Genomic DNA, 22067 nt, shown 5'->3' on the forward strand with positions numbered 1-22067 from the left:
CATCCCCCCCCCCACGATGCTGTTCACGGCGGTCAGCAGCGGGTAATTCCAGGGCGCGATGGTCAATGCAACGCCAATCGGCTCACGACGAATGAAGCGCGTGAAACCCGGCTGCTCGGGCACCTGCATGGGCGCCAGCGCTTCGTCGGCAATCGAGATCATGTGGCGGGCGCGAGCCTCGAAGCCATCCACTTCGCCCGGCGTGTAGCGCAAAGGACGGCCCATCTGAATCGTGATCGCGCGGGCAATTTCGGTGCGGGCCGCGACAACCTGATCAATCGCCGCTGATACGATGCGCCCCCGCTGCGCGATGCCCAGCGCCTGCCAGGCCGGCTGCGCGGACTGCGCCTGTGCCAGCGTGCGCGAGATCAGCGCGTCACTGGCGTAAGCACGCCGGACGACTTCGCGTCCGTCGATGGGACTGATGGTGATGAGTTCCTCGGTCATGGTGGCCCTATGCAAACAGTTGGATTCGGATCAGATGATCTCGAAATAGCGCGCAAGCTCCCAGTCGGTGACATGGCGCCGGAACTGGCGTTCTTCCCATTCCCGGGTGGCCGCATAGTGTTCGACGAAGGCGTCGCCAAACAAGTGGCGCGCGGCCTCGGATTCGCGCAGGCGTTGCGCGGCTTCCCACAGCGTGGTGGGCAGGCGCAAATGCGCGGGGAATTGCTGGGTGTAGGCGTTGCCCTGCACCATTGGTTCCGGCACCAGGCCCAGCTGAATGCCGTACAACCCGGAAGCCAAGGCGGCGGAGAGCGCCAGATACGGATTGGCATCAGCCGAACCGATGCGCACTTCCACGCGCTGTGACTTGTCGCTGCCGGGGATGAGGCGCAACGCGGTGGTGCGGTTCTCCATGCCCCAGGTGGCGTCCAGCGGCGCCCAATACCCCGGCACCAGCCGCGAATAGCTGTTGATGGTCTGCGCATAGAGCGCCATGAATTCCGGCAGATAGCGTTGCACGCCCGCCATGAATGACACCTGCACCGCGCTCATGCCATGCGGTTGCGATTCATCGTAGAAGGCCGAGCGGCCACTTTTTGTGTCACGCAAGGACAGATGAATGTGGCCGCTCTGGCCGGGATGGTCGTGCGACCACTTCGCCATGAACGTCGCCATCAAGCCGTTCTGCTGCGCCAACGCCTTGGTGAACGTCTTGAACAAAAAGGCCTTGTCGCCCGCGGCCGCGGCCTTGTCGACGGCGATGGCCGCTTCCAGCACGCCCGGCCCCGTTTCCGTATGCAAGCCTTCGATGGGCATGTCCATGCGTTCGCACATGTCCAGCAACTTGCGGTAGAAGTCGCCTTCGACCGTGCTGCGCAGCATGGAATAGCCGAAGTTGCCTGGCGTCCAGTTCTCCATATTGCGATAGTGCTTCGCGCGCACGGAGTGCGGCGTTTCACGGAACATGAAGAACTCATATTCCAGCGCGGCGTAGACCTCGTAGCCCATGCCCTCTGCAAGATCCAGCGTACGTTGCAGCAAGCGGCGCGGGCAGATGGCGGCCGCATCGCCTTCGAACTCGGCCAGGAACAGCAGCATGTCTTCGCCCCCAGGCCCCTGCTCGAGTGGCAGGCGGCGGCCGGTGTGGGGCAGGATGCGCAGCTTGGCATCGGGATAGGCAGTGTGCCACCCGGTGTACTTGGTGTTGTCATAGAGTTGGTCATCCAGATCCCAACCTAACACCACGTCGCAAAACGCCAAGCCCGAGCGCAACGCCGCCAGGAATTTGTCGCGCCGCAGGTACTTGCCCAACATGACGCCGTCCACGTCGGACAAGCCCACCTTGATATGCGAAAGCGGACTGGCTTGCACCAGCCGTTCCGCGTCTTCCACCGTTGCTACCCCTAGTGAATGCATGCTCGTTCACCTTGTGGCTGAAGCCTTGCGTTGGACTGCGGGCAGACGCCACGGCGCTCCTTGCCGAACAAGGGAACATCGCGTGGCGTGCTCTCAGGGTTTCTCCGAGTCTAGACACCTTGCCGCGAATTTGCAGCCTTGGGCATGCAGTAGTTTCCCTAAGTAGGTCGCAAGCGATTCCCGCAGTGCATAGCCAACGCACCACGCAAAACAGGCGGCACACGGCCGCCTGTGGCTGACACCTCGAGCAAGACTTAGTCCAGCGACACGCCCGCCGTCTTCACCATGTCGGCCCAGTAGACCGTGTCTTCCTGCAGGCGCGTCTTGAACGCATCAGGCTGGCTGCCCACCGGCCAACTTCCACCGCTGTTGATCTTTGCAATCACCTTGGGCGACTTCATCGCCTGGCTGACCGCTTGCGCCAGATAGGCGACGCGCTCGGCCGGTGTGCCCGCCGGGGCGAACAGACCGTACCAGTCGTCAGCCGTGATGCCATCCAGGCCGCTTTGCTTCAGCGTGGGCGCGCCCTTGAAGATGCCGACGCTGTTCTCATGGCTCAACGCCAGAACGCGCAGCTTGCCGGCGGCCACCATGGGTTCGGCCGACGCCGGCGAGGTGATCAGCATGTCGACCGTGCCGCCCATCAGGTCAGTGATGGCCGGCGCCGCGCCGCGGTACGGCACGTGCACCAGGGTAACGCCCGCTTTCTTGGACACCAGCGCGCCCATCAGATGGCTCATGGTGCCATTGCCCGGCGTAGCGTAGGTGATGATGCCCGGTTGCTTGCGCGCGGCCTCCAGGTAGTCGGCCAAGGTCTTGTACGGGCTCTCGGTGCGCGCCACCAGCACGAGCGGCGCGGACGTGATCTGTGAGATGGGCATGAAATCCTTGACGGGATCAAAGCCGACGTTCTTGTACAGACGCGGATTGACGGCCATGACGCTCGTCTGCGACATCACCAGGGTGTAGCCGTCGGGCTTGGCACGCGAGACCTGCGCCGTGCCGACATTGCCGCCCGCGCCAGAACGGTTTTCCACGACGACGCTTTGGCCCGTGATGGCGCCCAGCTCTTGCGCGATCAAGCGGGCCACATTGTCGTTGCCACCCCCAGGCGGAAACGGCGACACCACCGTAATGGCCTGTTTTGGATAGTCAGCCGGCGCCTGTAGGTTCTGTGCTTGGGCCTGGACGCTCGCGCCCCCCATCAAGGCGGCAACGGCCAACGCGACGGCGCCGCAAGTGTGCAATGCGTGGTGCTTCATCTGGATTTCCCCTTGTCGTGGTGGCCGGATACCCGGCCATCCTTTGCATTCCGGTTCGCCATGAACCGTCCGCACCCCGCCGGCAACTGCCGCCGGGGCGTATTAATCGGGTTGATGCATCTGGTGTGCCGCGCGGTCTCTGCGGACCATTGCGGCGGTGGCGCTATCTGGTGCTATCCGGCACGCTGTGGCGTGTCCGCGTCAGCTTGCCGGAAAGCGGTACGTTGCCAATTCGCGTTCATCAATCTGCTTGACCAGGTTGGTCTCCCACGCCAGGTATTGGCGCGCCGCGGCCTTGTTGCCGTCGTGGCGGTCATGCACGAAGAACAGGTAGTCGATGCAGGCTTCGTCCGAAGGCATGGCGGGCGTGACTTCAAGCGCGATGCCCGCTGCCGACCAACTGGCTGGCGTGCCGGTGTTCACCTTGATGTCATGCAGACCCAAGGCACGCAAATCTTCTGCTGCCCATGCGGCCAAGTCGGCGTCGTCGGCCAGCAGGACGACGGGACGCGCGGGGTCCAGGTTCAAGCGGTCCAGACGCGGGCGAATGGACCACTGCGCGCCGGCGATATGCCCGGCGCGATAACGCATGCCTGCGCGGATATCGACAGCCTGCGCGCCCTGCGGCAAGGCTGCCGCCAGCGCCGCGTCGGTCAAGACAGAGAGGTGTGGCGTCCGCGACCTCGGCGCCTCGTGCGACAAGGCGGCATGAACGCCCTCTTCCAGCACGCAAGCATCCCAGCCCATCTGCCGCAGCCAGCTCGCCACGACCGGCGCGCGCACGCCTTCGGCGTCGAACACCACGATCCGCGCGCCACGCACGGCCAGGTACTGGTCGGTGGCCTGCACCAGTTGGCCGCCGGGCGTGTGCTGCGCCCCCGGCAAGGAGCCTTGCGCGAACTCTTCGGCGCTGCGCACGTCGCACAGGAACGTCGTGCGGGTCGTGTCCAGCAGCCATGCCTGCACCGTGCGGGCATCCACCACCGGCACGTCATGGCGCTTGGCGAGTTGTGCCGATCGCGCAGCCAGCGCGGGCAGCGCTTCCGGCGACACGCCGTCGTCATAGCGGCGACGCGCGCCGTGTTCCAGTTCCAGGTCTTCCAGATACCAGCCCTGCGTGCCGTTCTCAAGCGCGTAGACAGGGTTGGGCACGCCCAGGTTGATCAGCGTCTGTGCGCCAATGATGCTGCGTGTGCGGCCGGCGCAGTTGATGACGATGGTTGTGTCCGGATTCTTGACCAGCGTGTGAGCGCGCAGCGCCAATTCACCGTTCGGGCAGCAGATGCCGCCGGGGATGCTCATTTTTTGGTATTCGGCATAAGGCCTGCCGTCCAGCACAATCAGATCGTCGCCACGCCGTTGGCGCTCGGCCAGTTCGCGGGCGCCGATGCGGGGGGTGTGGAAAACTTCTTCGGCCAATTCGCCGAAGGTTTTGCTGGGCACATTCACGCCGGCGAACGCGGCGTACCCGTCGCGCTGCCATTGGGCAATGCCGCCGGCCAGACGATGCACGTTGCCGTAGCCAAGCCGGGCCAAGGCGCGGGCGGCGCGTTCCGCCGTATGGTCATCGCCTCCGTTGTCGTACACCACCACGCGCACGTCGTGGCGCGGGGCCAGGCGCACGATGTCCACCTCCAGCCGGCTATACGGCACAGGTGCGGCGAAAAACAGATGGGACTCGCCGTACTGCCCGTGTTCGCGCACATCCAGCAAGGCGATCTCGCGGCCATCGTGCAGCCACTGCTTGAGCGTGTGGGGATCAACGGCTGCGATGGAAGGGGCGGAGGTGGGATGCGTCATGGAATTCAAAGGGATCCGGGTAGATAAGCTCAGTGCTGACAGGCCTTGTTCCAAGTCGCCGATCAGGTCTTCAGGGTCTTCAAGGCCGATATGCAGGCGCAGCATCGCGCCGCGTGGCGTGGGGTCCGGCAGCGCGCGTGATGCAAGCTGCACCGGAATCACAAGACTTTCAAAGCCGCCCCACGACGCGCCGATACCGAACAGGCGCAGGCTGTCGATCAGCCGCTCGGCGTCCTTGGCGCCATAGGCGCCATCCAGTTCCACCGTCAGCAGTCCATTGGCGCCGGTGCAGTGGCGCAACCACACCGCGTGCGACGGGTCGCCGGGCAAGGCCGGACACAGCACACGAGCCACTTCGGGGCGTCCCTGCAAAAATTGCGCAACCCGCATAGCGTTCTTCTCGTGCTGCGCCATGCGCAGGGGCAGCGAGCGCATCCCACGCAACACCAGGAAAGCGTCGTCGGCGCCCACGGTCTGACCGAAGTCGATGGTGGCGCGCTCAAGCGGACGCCAGGCGCGCGCATTGACGACAACCGCGCCCATCATCACGTCGGCATGTCCACCGAGATATTTGGTGGCGGCAAGAATGGAAATATCGGCGCCCAACGTCAGCGGTTTGTATATCAAGCCCGACGCCCACGTGTTATCCACAGCCAGCCAGCAACCGTGTTTTTTCGCAGCTGTGGATAACTCGCAAAGGTCCGGCATCTCGTAAGTCAGCGAACCCGGCGCTTCGGCGTAGATCATTCGCGTATTGGGCTGGATCAGGGAGTCGATACCGCGTCCGTCGGGACGATAGAACGTATGTTCGATACCCAGCCGCGTCAGATGCTCCGAGCAAAAGCGGCGCACCGGTTCATACACCGCGTCGGTAATCAGGACGTGATCGCCCGCGCGCAGGTACGCCAGCAACACCGTGGTGATCGCAGCCTGGCCGGTGGGATACAGCGCGGCGCGAAAGCCCTGTTCCAGTTCCACCAGGGCGTCTTCCAGCGCATGCGTGCTGTCGGTGCCGCGCGCGCCGTAGGACGGCAGGCGCTCTTGTTCGCGACGCTCGCGCGTGTCGCGCCAGGCCGCGACGCTATCGAACACGTAAGTACTGGCGCGCGTAACCGGGGTGTTCACCCACCCTTGATGGGGACGCCCCGCACGCAGCAATCGCGTGGCGGACTGGTAGGGCTTGTTCATGATCAGCGGCGAGTCTTCACGCCGATCGGCATGATCTTGCAAGTGCCGGCGTCCAGGTCGAAACCCAGGCGTTCGTCCAGCGTTTCCAGCGCGCGGCCATACATGTGCAGATGGCGGATGACGCTGTCGCCCTGGATTTCAACGGCGTGGATATCGTCGGGCATCAACGCGATGCCGGCGCCCGGCCCCACCACCACGGTGCCCGTCTTTTGCAGGCGGCCCACGCCCGGCACGGAACCGTCGTCGAGGCGGTCGTAGACGTAGTTGTATTCCACGCCTTCCACGGCGGCGATACAGGCCCAGGTGGTGTGGTTGTGCGGCACGATCTTGTTGCCGGGGCGCATGACGTTCAAGTAGAGCGCGTAGCTTTTGTCGTCGTCTTCGGCAATCAGGTAACGGGCTTGGCGCTCGCCATCCTCAGGCGGTGCATAGCGATCGCCCGTCCACCAGTCGGTATGGGCGGCCAGCTGCACAAGCTCTTGCAGCACCTCGTTGAGGCTGTCTCGGTTCAGCCCCTTATTTCCTACAGTTTTTTTAATATTTCCAATGGCGCTGTCAATGCCGGCCTGATGCGGATGTACGGTGCTCACGATGATTTTCCCTCTTGTTTCACGAGTTATTGGGCTTAATGTATCGCCGTGATGTCGCGCCAACAATTTAAATTGCCTTAACATTCCATTAGCATTGCTAATACTTTGGGCACATCATGCGCAACCTGGACCTGGACCTGCTTCGCACGCTGACGGCTATCGCACGGCACGACACCTTCTCTGAAGCCGCCAACCGGCTACACAAGACGCAGTCGGCCATTACGCAACAGATGCAGCGGCTGGAAGCCAGCATCGGTTTGCCGCTATTCGAAAAGCAGGGGCGCAACAAAGTGCTGTCGTCGCACGGGCGGCGGCTGGTCGAATATGCGCGTCATATGCTGGCCATCAACGACGAGGCGCTGCGCGCCCTGCAAGACGGCCCGCTGGAAGGCGATTTGCGTCTGGGTGCGCCCTTGGACGTGGCCGACACCATCTTGCCGACGCTCTTGACGCACATCGCGCGTTCAGCCCCCCGCGTGAAACTCGAGATTCGCGTGGACCGCAGCCCTTTCTTGATGGACGCCCTGCGCGCCGGCGAGCTTGACCTGACGATCTCCACCCGCTTCGATCAGGATTTCGAGGGGGTTGCGCTACGCACCTCGCCCACCGTTTGGTTGGCATCTGCGGACTATGTCCACGACCCGCACGCCCCCGTGCCGCTGGTGCTGGCGGACGAGCCCAGCATCTTTCGCCGCCTGGCGTTAAACGCGCTGGAGCAAGCGCGCGTGCGCTGGCACACCAACTACGTGGCGCCGAATCTGGTGGGGATCAAGGCCGCGTTGCGCGCCGGGCTGGGCGTGACGGCGCGCAGCGTGGAACTGCTGGGGCCGGAAATGCGTGTGCTGGGGGACAAGGAAGGGCTGCCGCCCTTGCCGGACGTCACTTACTTCCTGTGGATAAGGCGCGATCTGATCAATCCGCTGACGCGCCAGGTCTACGACATGTTGCGCAGCAACCTGGGACTGGCGCAGCAGGGCGATGCAGCGGCCGGACCGCCTGGCGCTCAGTAGCGGTCGAAAATGGCCTGTACCGCATCCGTATCGCGTGTGACCGACAAGGCCAGCATCAACAGGATGCGCGCCTTCTGGGGGTTCAGGTCACGTGCTGCGATAAAACCCAGGCCGCCATCATCCAGTTCGACGTCGCGCGCGACAAAGCCGCTACCCGTGCGGCTGGAACGCACCACCGCCACGCCATTCATGGCGGCGCGGCTCAAGGCGTCAATGGCCAGGTCAGTGGCGTTGCCGTCGCCCACGCCGGCCAAGACGATGCCCTCGGCCGTGTCGGCCAGGAAGTCGATCACGTCGCCCTGCAGGTTCGCATGGGCATAGACGATATCCACGCGCGGCCAGCCCGCCGATTCCAATAATGCGAGTGAAAACTCGCTTTGTGTCGAATGCGTTGTTGTGTTGCGGGAATAGAAGCACGGCACGCCGCCATGCATGACGCCGGCGCGGCCACGGTTGGGCGATGCGAACGCGCACAGCCCGGCGCTGGCGATCTTCTGGATCTCGCGCGCGTAATGCACGTCTTCGTTCATCACGACCAGCGGGCCTCGGCCGCGCGCGTCGGGATGGCGGGCAAGCGCCACCGCGTTGTAAAGATTGGCGGGGCCTTCGGCACCCAGGGCCGTCGCCGGCCGCATGGCCCCCACCAGCACGACGGGTTTGTCGTGCTGAACAACAAGGCTCAGGAAGTAGGCGGTTTCTTCAAGCGTATCGGTGCCATGCGTAATGACGATGCCGGCCACCGAGGCGTCCTGGCAAAGCGTCTCGACACGCGCCGCCAGCGCCTGCCAGACCTCATGCGTCATGTTCTGGCTGCCTACGTTGGCAACCTGTTCAGCGCGAATGTCAGCAATGCGGGCCAATTGGGGTACGGCACCCAACAGATCATTGACGGAGAACGACCCCGCCTTGTATCCCGCCGACGTGGCATCTGCCTGGGCGCCCGCGATGGTGCCGCCCGTGGCCAGGACCGCAATCACCGGCAATGCGCGCTCAGGCATCGACCACTCCGGACAGGCCTTGGCGTTCAAGCAGCGAATTCAGGTGTTCCCAGCCGTGAAAGTCGATCACGATCTGGCCCTTTTCCTTGGCGCCCACCTTCAGGGCGACGCGCGTGCCCAAATGGTCGGACAGTGCCTCTTCCAAGCGCGTCAAATCGCGCGAAACCCCGTTGGCCTTCTTGCGCGGCGAACTGGCGGACTCCGCTTCCTTGGCGGTCTTGGCCACCAGCTTTTCCGCTTCGCGCACCGACAGGCGGCGCGCAATGATCTGGTTGGCCAACTGGATTTGCGTGGCCGCATCCACGGCCAGCAATGCACGCGCATGGCCCATGTCCACATCGCCGGCCAGCAGCATCGTCTGCACGGGCGCGGCGAGGTTCAGCAGGCGCAGCAGGTTGCTGGTAGCCGACCGCGACCGGCCGATTGCTTGCGCAGCCTGCTCGTGCGTCAAGCCAAATTCGTCCAGCAGGCGGCGCACGCCGTGCGCTTCTTCCAGCGGGTTCAGGTCTTCGCGCTGGATATTTTCAATCAGCGCCATCACCGCCGCATTTTCGTCGGCCACTTCGCGCACAAGCACCGGGACTTCTTTCAGGCCGGCCAGTTGCGCGGCGCGGAAACGGCGTTCGCCCGCGATGATCTCGTAATGGCCCGGCGCGGTTTCGCCCAGAGCGCGCACAAGAATGGGTTGCATGATGCCTTGCGTGCGGATTGATTCGGCCAGCTCGCCCAATGCGCCCTCGTCCATGCGCGTACGCGGCTGATACTTGCCCGCGCGCATCTTCGAGAGAGGCAAGGTGGATGGCGGACCCTCGGGCTTGGCCGCGGCGGCCTTGCCGATGTTGTCGATCGCAGGCGCATCCGCGCCCAGCAAGGCGTCCAGTCCGCGACCCAATCCCTTGGGTTTCTTGGTGGCCATAGTTAAATCCTCTTTCCTTCTGTTTTTGTATCCCGAGACCAGGCTCAGGTGTCCGGCTGCTCGGCAGGCAGCCGGTACCAATACGCGTAACAGTCTTTGAAACCGTAGCGGCCATACAAGGCGCGCGCGGCTGTATTTTCCGGCTCGACCTGCAAATATGCCGTCTTGGCGCCACCAGCGGCGCCCTCGCTCAATAGATGCTGCACCAGGGCATCGGCGTAGCCTTTACGCCGTTGCCCTGGGTCGGTAACGATGTCGAACAGGCCCAGCAGTTCATCGTCGCGGACGGCCAGGCCCGCGGCAACACACTGCCCCGCCGCGTCAAAAACCAGCACCGGCTGCTTATCCACAGCCAATCCTTGCAGACGCGCTTGATGTTCACCGATGTGCTCGAACGCCGAGCCACGCATGGCGCCGACCGCTTGCGCGAAGCGATCGGTATCGACGTTCGTGAAAGACAGGCCGCCCCGGACGCTGAGCGTGGGGGCGAGCGACGTGCTCATGACTCGGGTCTCACCGGTGAAGGTATAACCACGGGCCTCCAGTTCGGCATCCAGGGAAAAATCGGGGCCGATGGAGGTAATGCGCAGCACCATGGGCAGGCCATGGCGCGCATACAACGAAGAACAATACGCCAGCCGCTCGTCCAGCGGACGTGTGGATAACCCCAGCACATTCACACTGCGCGCGCGTTTGGCCGACGAATGCGCAAAGCGCACGAGCCAGCCATCATAGAGCACCTGTGCATTGACGGCCGTCGCGTTCAGCGCCGCCTCTTCCAAGCGCACGCGCAGGCGATCCCGCTCGTCGATGGACGGCGTGCAAAAAGCCTGTGGCGCGGTGGGAACAAAGAACGTGGCTGCGGACATGAATACGGCTTACTGGAAGTCTTTCCTGACGCGCTCGATCATTTCGGCGCCAAACGAGATATACGCTTGCGCGCCCCGTGACGCGCGGTCATACACCACGCCCGGCATGCCGTAACTGGGTGCTTCAGCCAAGCGCACGTTGCGCGGCACGACGGTCTTGAAGACCTTGTCGCCGAAGTGCGCTTCCAGTTGCGCGGACACTTGCTGTTGCAAGGTCATGCGCGGATCGAACATCACGCGCAACAAGCCGATGACACGCAGGTCGTCGTTGATGTTGCGATGCACGCGCTTGATGGTGTTGACCAGATCAGACAGGCCTTCCAGCGCGAAGTACTCACACTGCATCGGAATGATCACGCCATGCGCGGCAGCCAAGCCGTTGAGTGTCAGCAGCGACAGTGTCGGCGGGCAATCGATCAATACGAAATCGTACTGGCCAGAGACGGTGTCGATCGCCCTCTTCAACTGGCGCTCGCGTTCTTCCATCTGCACCAGATCAATCTCGGCGCCGGAGAGTTCGCGGTTGGCGGGCAAGACATCGTAGCCACCGGACTCCGACTTCACGCGGGCCTGTTCGATCGTGGCTTCGCCAATCAGCACTTGGTACAGGTTCGATTCCAGTGCGTTCTTGTCGATACCGCTGCCCATCGTGGCATTGCCCTGCGGGTCCAGGTCCACCAGCAACACGCGCTGATTATGCGTGGCAAGGCCCGCCGCCAAATTGATGGCGGTGGTCGTCTTGCCCACACCGCCCTTTTGATTGGCAATGCAGAAGACGCGGGCATTTGTGCTGGGGGGTAAATTCTTCATAGGATTCCTTGACTGCGTCCTTCGCTGCGTTCTTCGCTGCGGCCTTCATTGCGGCGCATCCAGATCAGACAGCGTTCTGCTTGCAACTCCGGCACGCGGAGCGGCTGGATGTGGTCGACCTGCCATTCCCCGCGCGCATGCAACGCCTGAATTTCCTCTTCGGGGACCTTGCCCTTCATCGCGACGAGGGTACCATCGTTGCGCACGTGGCGACCCGCGAGCTGCGCAAAATCGTCCAGGGACGCGAAGGCCCGCGAGGTAACGATGTTGCACTCGGCTGGGTCCAGCGTTTCGATACGCGCATGGCGGGCGTGCAGGTTCGGCAAGCTAAGCGCGCCGCTCATCTGGCGCACGAATGCGGTTTTCTTTTCAACGGCGTCAATGCACGTCACGGACCATGCGGGCTGCATGATCGCAAGAACGACGCCAGGCAGGCCGCCACCCGATCCCACGTCGAAGATCTTGGCCGCGGCACCCGCTGCACCCAGCGCCTGGCTGAATGGACCGACGGCGGACAGACTATCGAACAGATGCTGGATCAACATCTGCTGCGGATCGCGAATCGCGGTGAGGTTGTACGTGCGGTTCCAGCGCTGCATCTGCGCCAGATAGTTCAGCAGCTTGGCTTGCGCCGCAGCGTCGGCGTACAGCCCCAGTTGCTCGCATGCACGAGAGAGGCGGCCGGCCATGTCCGTGCCGGCCAGATTGGTGTTGGCGGTCATGCGGCTTGCTTGCGCGAGCCGTAGTGCAGGCGCTTCAGGTGGATAAGCAGCAACGAAATTGCGGCGGGCGTCACACCGGAAATGCGCGCGGCTTGGCCGACGGTTTCCGGACGGTGCGTCTTCAGCTTCTGCCGCACTTCGAACGACAGGCTAGTCACGGCGTCGTAGTCGACATCGGCCGGGATGGGCTGTTGTTCATGCGAGATCTGCTTTTGGACTTCGTCTTGCTGGCGGGCGATGTACCCGGCGTACTTCACCTGGATCTCAACCTGTTCGGCCAGGATGTCGTCCGCGACGACGCCAGGACCCGCCAGCAGGGAGCCGTCGGCGTTGCGTGCGGCCATCAATGCTTCATAGGAAACATTCGGACGTTTCAGCAGGTCAGCTAGTGAGTACTCACGTTCAATCGCCTTGCCCAGCAAAGGCTCGGCAATTTCCACCGGCATGATGCGAGGATTCACCCAGGATGATTTCAAGCGCTCGACCTCGGCCGCCACGGCATCGCGCTTGCGGTTGAATGCATCCCACCGCGCGTCGTCCACAATACCCAATTGGCGGCCGATCTCGGTCAGACGCAAATCCGCATTATCTTCACGCAGGCTTAGTCGGTACTCGGCGCGCGAGGTGAACATCCGATAGGGTTCGGTCACGCCACGCGTGACCAGGTCGTCTACCAGTACGCCCAGATAGGCTTCGTCGCGGCGCGGCGTCCATTGGTCGCGGCCCAGCGAAAGCAGCGCTGCGTTCACACCCGCCAACAGCCCTTGGGCCGCAGCTTCTTCGTAGCCCGTCGTGCCGTTGATCTGACCGGCAAAGAAAAGCCCGCCGATCGCCTTGGTCTCAAGCGTGCTCTTCAATCCACGTGGATCAAAGTAGTCGTACTCGATGGCATAGCCGGGGCGCATGATGTGCGCATTTTCCAGGCCACGCAGGGAATGGATCAGATCAAGCTGGACATCGAACGGCAGGCTGGTCGACACGCCGTTCGGATAAACCTCGTGCGTATCCAGACCTTCCGGCTCCAGGAAGACCTGGTGCGATTCCTTGTCTGCAAAGCGGTGGATCTTGTCTTCGATGGAAGGGCAATACCGGGGGCCCACGCCTTCGATCACGCCGCTGTACATCGGCGAGCGGTCTAGCCCGCCGCGAATGATGTCATGCGTGCGCGCGTTGGTGTGGGTGATCCAGCAAGGTAACTGCCGGGGGTGCATGGCCACATTGCCCATGTACGAGAACACGGGGATAGGATCCAAATCACCCGGCTGCTCTTCCAAGATGCTGTAGTTGATGGAGCGCCCATCAATACGCGGTGGCGTGCCGGTCTTCAGGCGCCCCTGGGGAAGCTTGAGTTCCTTCAAACGCTGGCCCAGCGAAATAGCCGGGGGATCTCCCGCACGTCCGCCCGAATAGTTCTGCAAGCCCACGTGAATCAGACCGTTCAAGAAGGTACCCGCAGTCAGGACAACGGTCTTGGCCCGGAACTTCAAGCCAACTTGCGTCACGGCACCGACTACGCGATCCCCTTCCACCATCAGGTCTTCCACTGCCTGCTGGAACAGCCATAGGTTGGCTTGGTTCTCCAGCCGGCCACGGATCGCTTGGCGATACAGCACCCGGTCGGCTTGGGCGCGGGTAGCACGTACGGCCGGCCCCTTTGAACCATTAAGGATGCGGAACTGAATACCCGCCTCGTCCGTAGCCAAAGCCATCGCGCCACCCAGGGCGTCGACTTCTTTGACCAGATGGCCCTTGCCGATCCCTCCGATGGAGGGGTTGCAAGACATTTGGCCTAGGGTTTCGATGTTGTGCGTCAGCAGCAGCGTCCGGGCGCCAGCGCGCGCGGCAGCCAGTGCCGCTTCAGTGCCGGCGTGGCCGCCACCGACGACGATGACATCGAATTCGCGGGGATAGTCCATGGTGGGGAGAAAAGATAAGAAGGCGTTCGGTGCTCATTATAGAGGCAGGGATTGTATGTTTCACGTGAAACATTCGTGTGCGTCTGGACACGCCGCCTGGAGCTAGGTTCCCGTCGGCAAATGGCAACGCCAAGCTAGGATGCGAGCGAAATATGTCTGCATCTGCCGATTTCTTGGAGTTCGTGTTCCACGTGAAACATCGAAGGAGGCCCTATGTATCGGGGAGCGTCGAGGCTTAGCTCGCGTATGTTTCACGTGGAACATCTGCAATCTGATGACGGACCGGAGTGTTTCACGTGAAACATAGCGGAGATGGCTAACACCGAAAGCCAGCCCATGGTGGGTATGCCAGTTCGATGTTTCACGTGGAACATCTTCGCGGGCGGGATCGCTGAGTCATTCATCTCCACCTCGCAACCACTCCGAATCACAGCGCACAGGTCAAATAGTTATGTTCCACGTGAAACACCGGTGCGAAAAGAATCGCTATGTTCGAGCTACCAGATGGAATATCTGTCCCCATTCAACGGCGAGCTAGTTTTGCAAGCGGGAGCGATGAGATGTACCGAGCGCGTATCGACCAAGAAAAAAATCATTTTTTTGACCCCTACCCTACCCCTTACCCAAAACAAAGCCAATTTTTTTTAGGTTTCACGTGAAACACGGTGAGCTAAGGCCGTAGGGTGAGCCGTCAAACGCAACGGATAGACGTGCTTTCTCGTCTCTGATGTCGAACGCATTTAAGCGCTGCCAAATTATCCAAAGTCTCGACGACCATAACCTGCCGATTCAAGCTTCGAATGCGGACACTACTTATTCACATCCGTCAGTGGATATCTCAAGCGGGTAATTTCGAAACCTTCGGCGTCAACGCTGCGCGTAGTTATCAACAACGAAGAGGCGTCGAACCCGGCCCACGATGTCGCAAACTGCGCTGAATAACTTTGGGGATAACTTCTAAAACGCTGGACCGAATGGGAGTCGGAAACGCGAGATTGGCCGCGCGTTACGTCATAGCCTAAGGGACATCCAGCGAAGTAATTGTCCCGTGCTTCTCATAGGAGAAAATACGTTCTCAGGCACCCGAGAGTATTCAATCCCGGACCGGCGATCGCAATGACTCCACCGTCCATCCGCTGCCATTTTTCACGTGGAGAACTTTGTGGATAAGATCCGAAAATCACCACGCTTAAGCTTCGCGAATGCAGCGGATGCCCAAATAGAATTGCCGATCACCACCGGGAACTCCATAGCTTCGGGATAGTCAAATTGCGACGAAATTCGGGCCCGGATTTAGGCTAAGCATTTATCCACACCGTTGTACGGCGCCACGCATTTTTATCTCGCGTACTTCCCGCAGCGCCGGTCGTGATCTTTGACATCACAACTATCTTGCCCGGCAGAAAGCCAGCCCGCCATCATCCATATGGAGGAGGACATGGCTTCATGTGAAGCCTGTGGAAAAGGTGTGGGGAAAAAATTCTGGGTCAAACTGAAGTGCTTGTGCGCCGACGAATACTGCGCCTCAACGCGTACGAAAACTCCTCTCGCATTCCTGCCGCCACATCAAAAACCCAAGATAAAGCCACGTCTGGCCTGCCCTATCCCCATTTCTATCCACAGGCCAAGGGCAGCATTTTTGGGCCATCAGCCGCAAATTCTGTGCATAACCGGGATGGGGATATCTTTGTGAACAACCACGAAGAGAAGCTCAATAACCGGTATAAAACGCACAGCAAAACGCGCTGAACGCCGGAACACCAATCAGCATCGCCCGAACGGGAAAGAGCCTCAAACCCCCGTTTTCATGGGGAAAACATCAGGTTTCACAATAAGCAGGCAAGTACAGACAGCGCGCACGCGTACGAAAAGCCGCTTGCGGCAATCTCAATAATGAAACCGATAAAACTGTGCAAAACCCTGTCGAAGCCAATGCCGCTGCTTCATTAATGAGCACATATTTCCTGATGCTCAAAAATAATTATCCACAGAGTTATCCAAGGCTGGAGGATATGTTAGTGAACACTAACAACAGTGTATTGGACGAGCCGGGCAAGCCTTCGGGCAGTGGCCCGTAACCGACTCCCAAAATGAAACAACGCCCCAGATCCGAAGATCTTGGGGCGTTGTAGCCAGGTTGAACCTGGCGGACGGGAAAAGGGGATTTCCCGATTTAAAGCGGGCGAATTTCGGCCGCTTGAGGTCCTTTCGGACCATCCTTAACTTCGAATTCGACTTCCTGCCCTTCGTTCAGGCTGCGATAGCCGCGGCCCTGGATGGCGGAAAAGTGTGCGAAAACTTCGGTTCCGCCAACATCAGGGGTGATGAAGCCGTAACCCTTGTCGGCGTTGAACCACTTAACTTTGCCCTTCTGAGCCATTTTTTCTAGCGTCCTGTAATTAACTCGAAATGCAATGAATCAAGGACGCCGAGAGAACTGAACAACCAGTGGAAAACCCTGCGTTGCTGCTATGTTCCCGCTCGTCGCCAAGCAACAGAACGAGTCCGCGCGCTGCTTGAATCAACTGCGGAATCAGCATACTCATCCGGCATTGGCACCTCATATTGTTGTTTACCCCAATGTCGCATTTTTCAGACTCGGCCGAAGTACCGCCCTGCGGAATTAGGCCTGCCGGCGTGCAAGAAGCGCATAAATAGGCCCCGTCACGATCACCACGAACACCATGCGCGTGACGTGAAAGGCGGTCACCACCGGCACGCCCAGTTGAAGCACCTTGGCCGTGATGGCCATCTCTGCGATGCCTCCAGGTGTCGTGCCCAGGATCAGCGTCGGCACGGGCGCCACCGACCAGTAGGACAGCAATGCCCCCAAGCCAAATGCCAGGCCCAGGGCGGTCAGGGTAAACGCCGCCACGACCGCGATAAAGCGTGGCGCCGCGCGAAAAAAATCCGGACGGTAACGGTCACCCAAGGACCAGCCGATAAGCAGTTGCCCCGCCTTGGGCACGTAGTCGGGCAATGCCGACAGTTCAATGCTCCACGACGTCAACAGCATCGCCACCAACATCGGCCCCAGCACCCAAGGGTTCGGCAAGCGCAGCTTCATGAACGCCATGCCACCCATACACGTCAGCACTACCAGCGCGGCGAGGCCAACGCCGTCGACAACCGTCGGGCCCGGCACCGTCGGGTCGAGCCCGGCGCCGCCCCACCACTGGAATATGAATGGCACCGTCACCACGACCAATAGCACCCGCACACTGTGCGCCGTTGCCACGCGGTCGATACGCGCCCCATGGCGCTCCGCCAGGCTGGCCATTTCACTTGCGCCGCCGATGGCCGACGAAAACCACGCTGTCTTGAGATCCGCATCGGTGTAGCGCCGTAGCATCGCCGTCCCCATGAACGCGAGCCCCAACGCAAACAACATGCCGACGACGATAGGGCCGGCATTGCTGCCGATGTGGCCGATGACCTGCGGCGTGAAGTACAAACCCAGCGACGTGCCGATGACCCATTGCCCTGCGTTGCGCGCCGGCCGCGGGCAGACGGTGCCCACACCCGCGATCCGCGTGGCGGCAGTGACGAACAACGCGCCCAGCATCCACGGCAAGGGCATGTGCATCCACACCGCCAACAGCGCGCCAGCCAGCGCAAGCGCCAATCCCCCGAGCACCCTCAACAACACATTCTGACCCACCATTCCATCCACCTGCATCGCGAACGCGAAAACCGAATTATGAGTTAGTGGGATACTTACGAGAACTTTCTCCGCCCATTGCGCACTCCTTCGCGTTCACCATGATCCGATCCAAACTTCCCGACGTCGGCACCACCATCTTCACCGTCATGAGCCGCTTGGCCATCGAACACAAGGCCATCAACCTGGGCCAGGGCTTTCCTGACTTCGATCCCGACCCCGCGCTGTGTGCGTTGGTGACCCAGGCCATGGCCAATGGCCATAACCAGTATCCGTACATGCCTGGCGTCGCGCCCTTGCGCGAAGCCATCGCGGCCAAGACGCGCGAACTCTATGGCCATGCCTACGACCCGGAAACCGAGATCACGGTGACCAGCGGGGCCACCGAAGCCCTGATGGCCACGGTGCTGGCCGCCGTCAACAGCGGCGACGAAGTCGTCGTCATCGAACCCTGCTACGACTCGTACCTGCCCGCGATCCGGCTGGCGGGCGGCACAGCCGTGCCGGTGCCGCTGCGCGCCCCCCCCGAAGCCGACCCCTACTACCGCATCGACTGGCAGCGTGTACGCGACGCCATCACGTCCAAGACGCGCTTGCTGATGCTGAACTTCCCGCACAACCCCACGGGTGCCGTGCTGGACGACAGCGACCTGGACGCGCTGGAAGCCATCGTGCGCGATACCGGTGTGCTGCTGGTGTCGGACGAGGTCTACGAGCACATCGTGTTCGATGGCAAGCCGCATGCCAGCGTGGCGCGCCGTCCGTTGCTGGCCGAACATGCGTTCGTGATCTCGTCGTTCGGCAAGACTTATCACACCACCGGCTGGAAGATCGGCTATTGCTGCGCACCGCGGCAGCTTAGCGCCGAGCTGCGCAAGGTGCACCAGTTCATGGTGTTCACGGTGCCCTCGCCGATGCAGTTCGCGTTGGCCGAGTTCATGCGCGATCCCAAGCCCTACCTGGATTTGCCGGCGTTCTACCAGGCCAAGCGTGATCGCCTGTCGCAAGGCCTGGCCAACACGCGATTCCGTCCGCTACCGAGCCCGGGCACGTTCTTCCTGCTGGCGGATTACAGCCAGATTTCCAAGCAGAATGAAGCCGACTTTGCGCGCGACCTGACGGTGAACCACGGCGTGACCGTGATCCCTGTTTCGGCCTTCTATCGCCAACCCGATGCTGCTGAATCGAACCACCGCATCGTGCGCTTCTGCTTTGCCAAGAAAGATGCAACGCTGGATGCCGCGCTGGAAAGACTGGCACACGTTTGATCCTCTTTATAAATACGAGTAATTGCTCGTATTTATAAAATAAGCAAAGGGGCGCTTCGAAGCGCCCCTTTGCTTTACATGCCTTGTCGCCTTTATTTACGCAGCATCAGCCGCCGCTTTCCTGCTGCGCCGAATCCGGCGCAGCACTTGCGGCACCACCACCACAGCCAACGCCGCCGCCCACAGCGACAGAGACACGGGGCTGGAAAAGAGCACGACTATATCGCCATCCGTCATCGACAGGGCACGACGCAGGTTTTGCTCCATCATGTTGCCTAGCACAACCCCCAGCACGAGCGGCGCCATTGGCACGCCAAACTTGCGCAGGAAGTATCCCAACGCGCCAATACCCGCCACCAGCAAGAGATCAAACGTGCCCGAGTTGATTGCATACACGCCGATATAGCTGATGCAAAGAATGCCCGGAACCATCAGCCACCCCGGCACCGACAGCACTTTCGAGAACAAGCGCACCAACGGCACGTTCATGACGAACAACAGCACGTTGGCCACGAACAGCGATGCGATCAAGCCCCATACCAACTCGGGCTTGGTGTCGAACAGGACCGGTCCCGGCGTGATGTTGTAGAGCGTCAGCGCGCCCATCATGACGGCCGTCGTTCCCGATCCCGGCACGCCCAGCGTCAACATAGGCACGAACGACCCAATGGCGGACGCCGTGGCGGCGGCTTCGGGCGCGACCAGGCCCCGCATGTCGCCCTTGCCGAATTTGGCGTCAGGATCCTTGGCTTCGATGATCCGTTTTTCCTGTGAATACGCAACGGCCGCGGCCACGCTCGCGCCCGCCCCCGGCAGCACGCCCACGCCAAAGCCCACCAAGGCGCTGCGCACCACGCTCCACCACGTGAAGGCCAACTCTTTCAGGTTGAACAGCTTGCGGCCGCTGGGTTTGACCTCAACGCTGTGTCCACGCGCGACTTTTTCCAGCATCTCCAGCATTTCGCTGACCGCGAACAGCGCAATCACGACCACCACGAAATCAATGCCGTCCGCCAAGTGCACGGATTCAAAGGTGTAGCGGTATACACCCGAGTTCGCGTCCACGCCCACCACCGAAATCGACAGGCCGATCATCGCGGCCAGCACACCCTTGACGGGTTGTTTTCCCAGCAGGCTGGTCAAGCAGCAGAACGCAAAAATCATCAGCACGAAGTACTCGGCGGGGCCGAAAGCCAAGGCCCATTTCGCCAACAACGGCGCCAGCAAGATGATGCCCACCACCGACACGATGGCGCCGAAAAATGCCGACCACGCCGACAGCGACAACGCAACGTTGGCCATCCCCTGGCGCGCCTGGGGGTAGCCGTCCAGCGTGGTCATGATGGCGCTGGCCTCGCCCGGCACGTTCAACAGAATCGCCGTGATCCGGCCGCCGTACTCCGCGCCCACATACACGGCCGCGAGCAAGATCAATGCGGTTTCCGGCGGCAGGTTCATGGCGAAGGCGATGGGTATCAGCATCGCCACGCCGTTGACGGGGCCCAGGCCCGGCAACACGCCCACCAAGGTGCCGATGAACGAACCGATCATGGCCACCAGAATATTGGTGAGCGTAAGCGCGACCCCGAAGCCGATTGAAAGATGATCAAGAATGCTGCTCATAGCAAGGTCTCCAGCAGGCCGCCGGGCAAGACAACGTCCAGCACTTTGTCGAACAACAAGAAAAACAGGACGCTCATGACGACGCCGCCGATGGCGCATTTGACCCAGCCGCCGCCAAACAAGCGGCCAACGAAAACGGTCATCAGGCTGGTGGCGATGACGAAGCCCAACCATTGGAACAAGAAGGCATAGGCGACGGTGAACGCCATCATCAACGCGATGCGTCCATTGGCCCCGGGCGGGTTGCCCTCCACGGTGTGGCCACCCTTGTAGACCAGCCACAATCCGCATAGACCGATGATGGCGGCCACCAGCAAGGGGAAGGCGCGCGGGCCGACGGGTTCGTAGGCAAACGGAGCGGCGATGCCCCATCCGGCCGCTGTCATGAAGGCAGCCAGCGCCAGTGCGCCGATACCCAGGATTCGATCATTCATGATCCACTTTTCCGTAGTGTGGGAACGCGCGGGCGCAGCCGCCCCCGCCGCCACCGGCCAGGCCGGCGGCGCGGAAACCCTTGCAGCGCGCGATGGAAAGGGACGCCTTGCGGCGCGGCTTGCTTCTTGGACTTACTTCTTGATGAGGCCGAATGAATCCGCGAGCTCGGCGTAGACCTTGACCCGTTCCTTCACGTAGGCATCCAGTTCAGGACCCGTCTTGTTGAAGGGAAACAGGCCCTGTTGCTGGCGCAACTTTTCGAACTCGGGCGATGCCGCGGTCTTGTTGAATGCATCGACCCAGAACTGGTAGTCCTTGTCGGACACCTTCGGGCCCACGTAGAAGCCGCGGATGATGGGCCAGACGATGTCATAGCCCTGCTCTTTGGCCGTCGGGACCGTATTCAGCTTGCCCGGCAGGCGCTGGTCGTTGAACACGGCCAGCACGCGGATGGGCGCGCCGCCTTCCAGCATCGTGAACGCTTCGGCCGCATCGCCCATGTAGGCCTGGATATGGCCACCGCGCAGCGCGGTGACGGCTTCGCCACCACCTTCGAAGGCGACGAAACGCATTTTCTTGAAGTCCACGCCGGCCGCCTTCGCGGTCAGGGCGGCCTTCATCCAATCCTGGCTGCCCACCGTGCCCCCCGCGCCCAGCACGATCTTGGTGGGATCCTGCTTGAAGGCCTCCATCAGGCTTTTCAGATCGGTATAGGGCGAGTCGTTGCGGACCACGGCCACGCCGTAGTCGGTGCCGATGCCGGCCAGCCAGCGCACGTCGTTGACGTTGTACTTGCCGAATTTTCCCTGGGCCAGGTTCAGCAACGAGCCGCCGGAGAACGCGACGATGGTGCCGGGTTCGTTGGGGTGTTGCGCCACGATGTTGTTGTAGGCCACGGCGCCGATGCCGCCCGGCATGTAGACGATGCGCATCGTGTTCTTGAGCGCGCCGCTTTGCTTCAAGCCTTCGGTGGCCAAGCGGCAGGTCAGGTCGAAACCGCCCCCGGGCTGGGCCGGCGCAATGCATTCGGGGCGGCGAGGCTCGTCGGCGGCCTGGGCCACGCCCAGGGACAAGGTCATCGCGCCAAGCGCCGCCAAGGCGGCCAGGCGCAGCTTCAGGCTGGTCTGCATTCTTGC

At 61.7% G+C, this 22067-nt stretch carries 19 protein-coding genes and 1 pseudogene; 2 read left to right on the forward strand and 18 right to left on the reverse strand.

Annotated features, from left to right (window positions below):
* From ACE04A_RS26520 to ACE04A_RS26545, 6 genes and pseudogenes are all read right to left on the reverse strand, one after another.
* The coding region (locus ACE04A_RS26520) for an aldehyde dehydrogenase family protein (protein ID WP_485820690.1) at positions 1–447 on the reverse strand (447 nt) is incomplete at its 3' end.
* A gap of 30 nt (positions 448–477) precedes the next feature.
* Positions 478–1863, reverse strand: a complete 1386-nt coding sequence (locus ACE04A_RS26525; RefSeq protein ID WP_259251260.1) for a glutamine synthetase family protein — start codon at positions 1861–1863, stop codon at positions 478–480.
* Positions 1864–2117: 254 nt separating this feature from the next.
* Entirely contained in the window at positions 2118–3125 is a 1008-nt protein-coding gene (locus ACE04A_RS26530; RefSeq protein WP_259251262.1) for a Bug family tripartite tricarboxylate transporter substrate binding protein, read from the reverse strand.
* Positions 3126–3326: 201 nt separating this feature from the next.
* Positions 3327–4925 carry a rhodanese-like domain-containing protein gene (locus ACE04A_RS26535; protein ID WP_448715750.1) on the reverse strand — a complete coding sequence of 533 codons (1599 nt, stop codon included), beginning with the start codon at positions 4923–4925 and terminating at the stop codon, positions 3327–3329.
* A gap of 45 nt (positions 4926–4970) precedes the next feature.
* Positions 4971–6113: pseudogene (gene metC / locus ACE04A_RS26540) on the reverse strand (cystathionine beta-lyase); the annotation flags it as partial.
* A gap of 2 nt (positions 6114–6115) precedes the next feature.
* On the reverse strand, positions 6116–6703 hold the full coding sequence (locus ACE04A_RS26545) for a cysteine dioxygenase family protein (protein WP_448715670.1): 588 nt from the start codon (positions 6701–6703) through the stop codon (positions 6116–6118).
* A gap of 116 nt (positions 6704–6819) precedes the next feature.
* Between ACE04A_RS26545 and ACE04A_RS26550 the strand changes: the two genes are divergently transcribed.
* Complete coding sequence (locus ACE04A_RS26550; RefSeq protein ID WP_259251264.1) at positions 6820–7713, forward strand: LysR substrate-binding domain-containing protein; 894 nt, start codon at positions 6820–6822, stop codon at positions 7711–7713.
* Here ACE04A_RS26550 and ACE04A_RS26555 read toward each other — a convergent pair.
* The 8 genes from ACE04A_RS26555 to ACE04A_RS26590 all read right to left on the reverse strand — a co-directional run bounded on the left by ACE04A_RS26555 (position 7707) and on the right by ACE04A_RS26590 (position 17608).
* Entirely contained in the window at positions 7707–8711 is a 1005-nt protein-coding gene (locus ACE04A_RS26555) for an asparaginase (RefSeq protein ID WP_448715671.1), read from the reverse strand. The genes ACE04A_RS26550 and ACE04A_RS26555 overlap by 7 nt on opposite strands.
* Positions 8704–9627, reverse strand: coding sequence for a ParB/RepB/Spo0J family partition protein (locus ACE04A_RS26560; protein ID WP_100853709.1), 924 nt, complete (start codon positions 9625–9627; stop codon positions 8704–8706). The genes ACE04A_RS26555 and ACE04A_RS26560 overlap by 8 nt, the downstream gene beginning before the upstream one ends.
* A 44-nt stretch (positions 9628–9671) precedes the next feature.
* Positions 9672–10496 (reverse strand): GNAT family N-acetyltransferase, encoded by an 825-nt coding sequence (locus ACE04A_RS26565; RefSeq protein ID WP_448715672.1) that lies wholly within the window; start codon positions 10494–10496, stop codon positions 9672–9674.
* 9 nt (positions 10497–10505) lie between these two features.
* Positions 10506–11306, reverse strand: a complete 801-nt coding sequence (locus ACE04A_RS26570; RefSeq protein ID WP_050447337.1) for a ParA family protein — start codon at positions 11304–11306, stop codon at positions 10506–10508.
* On the reverse strand, positions 11303–12028 hold the full coding sequence (gene rsmG, locus ACE04A_RS26575) for a 16S rRNA (guanine(527)-N(7))-methyltransferase RsmG (RefSeq protein WP_448715673.1): 726 nt from the start codon (positions 12026–12028) through the stop codon (positions 11303–11305). The genes ACE04A_RS26570 and rsmG overlap by 4 nt, the downstream gene beginning before the upstream one ends.
* On the reverse strand, positions 12025–13944 hold the full coding sequence (gene mnmG, locus ACE04A_RS26580; protein WP_259251270.1) for a tRNA uridine-5-carboxymethylaminomethyl(34) synthesis enzyme MnmG: 1920 nt from the start codon (positions 13942–13944) through the stop codon (positions 12025–12027). The genes rsmG and mnmG overlap by 4 nt, the downstream gene beginning before the upstream one ends.
* Positions 13945–16117: 2173 nt before the next feature.
* Positions 16118–16324 carry a cold-shock protein gene (locus ACE04A_RS26585; protein ID WP_046806066.1) on the reverse strand — a complete coding sequence of 69 codons (207 nt, stop codon included), beginning with the start codon at positions 16322–16324 and terminating at the stop codon, positions 16118–16120.
* A gap of 243 nt (positions 16325–16567) precedes the next feature.
* Positions 16568–17608: an AbrB family protein gene (locus ACE04A_RS26590; protein ID WP_485820691.1), complete on the reverse strand. Its 1041-nt coding sequence runs from the start codon at positions 17606–17608 to the stop codon at positions 16568–16570.
* A gap of 98 nt (positions 17609–17706) precedes the next feature.
* Here ACE04A_RS26590 and ACE04A_RS26595 point away from each other — a divergent pair, with 98 nt between their 5' ends.
* Positions 17707–18873 carry a pyridoxal phosphate-dependent aminotransferase gene (locus ACE04A_RS26595; RefSeq protein ID WP_485820692.1) on the forward strand — a complete coding sequence of 389 codons (1167 nt, stop codon included), beginning with the start codon at positions 17707–17709 and terminating at the stop codon, positions 18871–18873.
* A gap of 96 nt (positions 18874–18969) precedes the next feature.
* On the opposite strand, the gene ACE04A_RS26600 is transcribed toward ACE04A_RS26595, so the two are convergent.
* From ACE04A_RS26600 to ACE04A_RS26615, 4 genes are read right to left on the reverse strand one after another with little or no spacing between them, the layout of a single operon-like run.
* Positions 18970–20496, reverse strand: coding sequence for a tripartite tricarboxylate transporter permease (locus tag ACE04A_RS26600; RefSeq protein WP_485820693.1), 1527 nt, complete (start codon positions 20494–20496; stop codon positions 18970–18972).
* Complete coding sequence (locus ACE04A_RS26605) at positions 20493–20930, reverse strand: tripartite tricarboxylate transporter TctB family protein (RefSeq protein ID WP_279993472.1); 438 nt, start codon at positions 20928–20930, stop codon at positions 20493–20495. Before ACE04A_RS26605 ends, ACE04A_RS26600 begins: the two co-directional genes overlap by 4 nt.
* The gene (locus tag ACE04A_RS26610; protein ID WP_448715751.1) at positions 20923–21084 is read right to left on the reverse strand and encodes a hypothetical protein; all 162 of its coding nucleotides are present in this window, start codon (positions 21082–21084) and stop codon (positions 20923–20925) included. Before ACE04A_RS26610 ends, ACE04A_RS26605 begins: the two co-directional genes overlap by 8 nt.
* On the reverse strand, positions 21063–22061 hold the full coding sequence (locus ACE04A_RS26615; RefSeq protein ID WP_404976400.1) for a Bug family tripartite tricarboxylate transporter substrate binding protein: 999 nt from the start codon (positions 22059–22061) through the stop codon (positions 21063–21065). Before ACE04A_RS26615 ends, ACE04A_RS26610 begins: the two co-directional genes overlap by 22 nt.
* Between the last annotated feature and the right edge of the window lie 6 nt (positions 22062–22067).

Source organism: Achromobacter colocynthidis, assembly GCF_057334535.1.

Excerpts from the sequence above, each read along its gene's own strand:
- ACE04A_RS26530 (WP_259251262.1), bottom strand. The coding sequence starts at position 3,125 with ATGAAGCACCACGCATTGCACACTTGCGGCGCCGTCGCGTTGGCCGTT.
- mnmG (WP_259251270.1), bottom strand. The coding sequence starts at position 13,944 with ATGGACTATCCCCGCGAATTCGATGTCATCGTCGTCGGTGGCGGCCAC.
- ACE04A_RS26590 (WP_485820691.1), bottom strand. The coding sequence starts at position 17,608 with ATGGTGGGTCAGAATGTGTTGTTGAGGGTGCTCGGGGGATTGGCGCTT.
- ACE04A_RS26605 (WP_279993472.1), bottom strand. The coding sequence starts at position 20,930 with ATGAATGATCGAATCCTGGGTATCGGCGCACTGGCGCTGGCTGCCTTC.
- ACE04A_RS26555 (WP_448715671.1), bottom strand. The coding sequence starts at position 8,711 with ATGCCTGAGCGCGCATTGCCGGTGATTGCGGTCCTGGCCACGGGCGGC.
- ACE04A_RS26570 (WP_050447337.1), bottom strand. The coding sequence starts at position 11,306 with ATGAAGAATTTACCCCCCAGCACAAATGCCCGCGTCTTCTGCATTGCC.
- ACE04A_RS26560 (WP_100853709.1), bottom strand. The coding sequence starts at position 9,627 with ATGGCCACCAAGAAACCCAAGGGATTGGGTCGCGGACTGGACGCCTTG.
- ACE04A_RS26615 (WP_404976400.1), bottom strand. The coding sequence starts at position 22,061 with ATGCAGACCAGCCTGAAGCTGCGCCTGGCCGCCTTGGCGGCGCTTGGC.
- ACE04A_RS26600 (WP_485820693.1), bottom strand. The coding sequence starts at position 20,496 with ATGAGCAGCATTCTTGATCATCTTTCAATCGGCTTCGGGGTCGCGCTT.
- ACE04A_RS26565 (WP_448715672.1), bottom strand. The coding sequence starts at position 10,496 with ATGTCCGCAGCCACGTTCTTTGTTCCCACCGCGCCACAGGCTTTTTGC.
- rsmG (WP_448715673.1), bottom strand. The coding sequence starts at position 12,028 with ATGACCGCCAACACCAATCTGGCCGGCACGGACATGGCCGGCCGCCTC.
- ACE04A_RS26525 (WP_259251260.1), bottom strand. The coding sequence starts at position 1,863 with ATGCATTCACTAGGGGTAGCAACGGTGGAAGACGCGGAACGGCTGGTG.
- ACE04A_RS26595 (WP_485820692.1), top strand. The coding sequence starts at position 17,707 with ATGATCCGATCCAAACTTCCCGACGTCGGCACCACCATCTTCACCGTC.
- ACE04A_RS26550 (WP_259251264.1), top strand. The coding sequence starts at position 6,820 with ATGCGCAACCTGGACCTGGACCTGCTTCGCACGCTGACGGCTATCGCA.
- ACE04A_RS26585 (WP_046806066.1), bottom strand. The coding sequence starts at position 16,324 with ATGGCTCAGAAGGGCAAAGTTAAGTGGTTCAACGCCGACAAGGGTTAC.
- ACE04A_RS26535 (WP_448715750.1), bottom strand. The coding sequence starts at position 4,925 with ATGACGCATCCCACCTCCGCCCCTTCCATCGCAGCCGTTGATCCCCAC.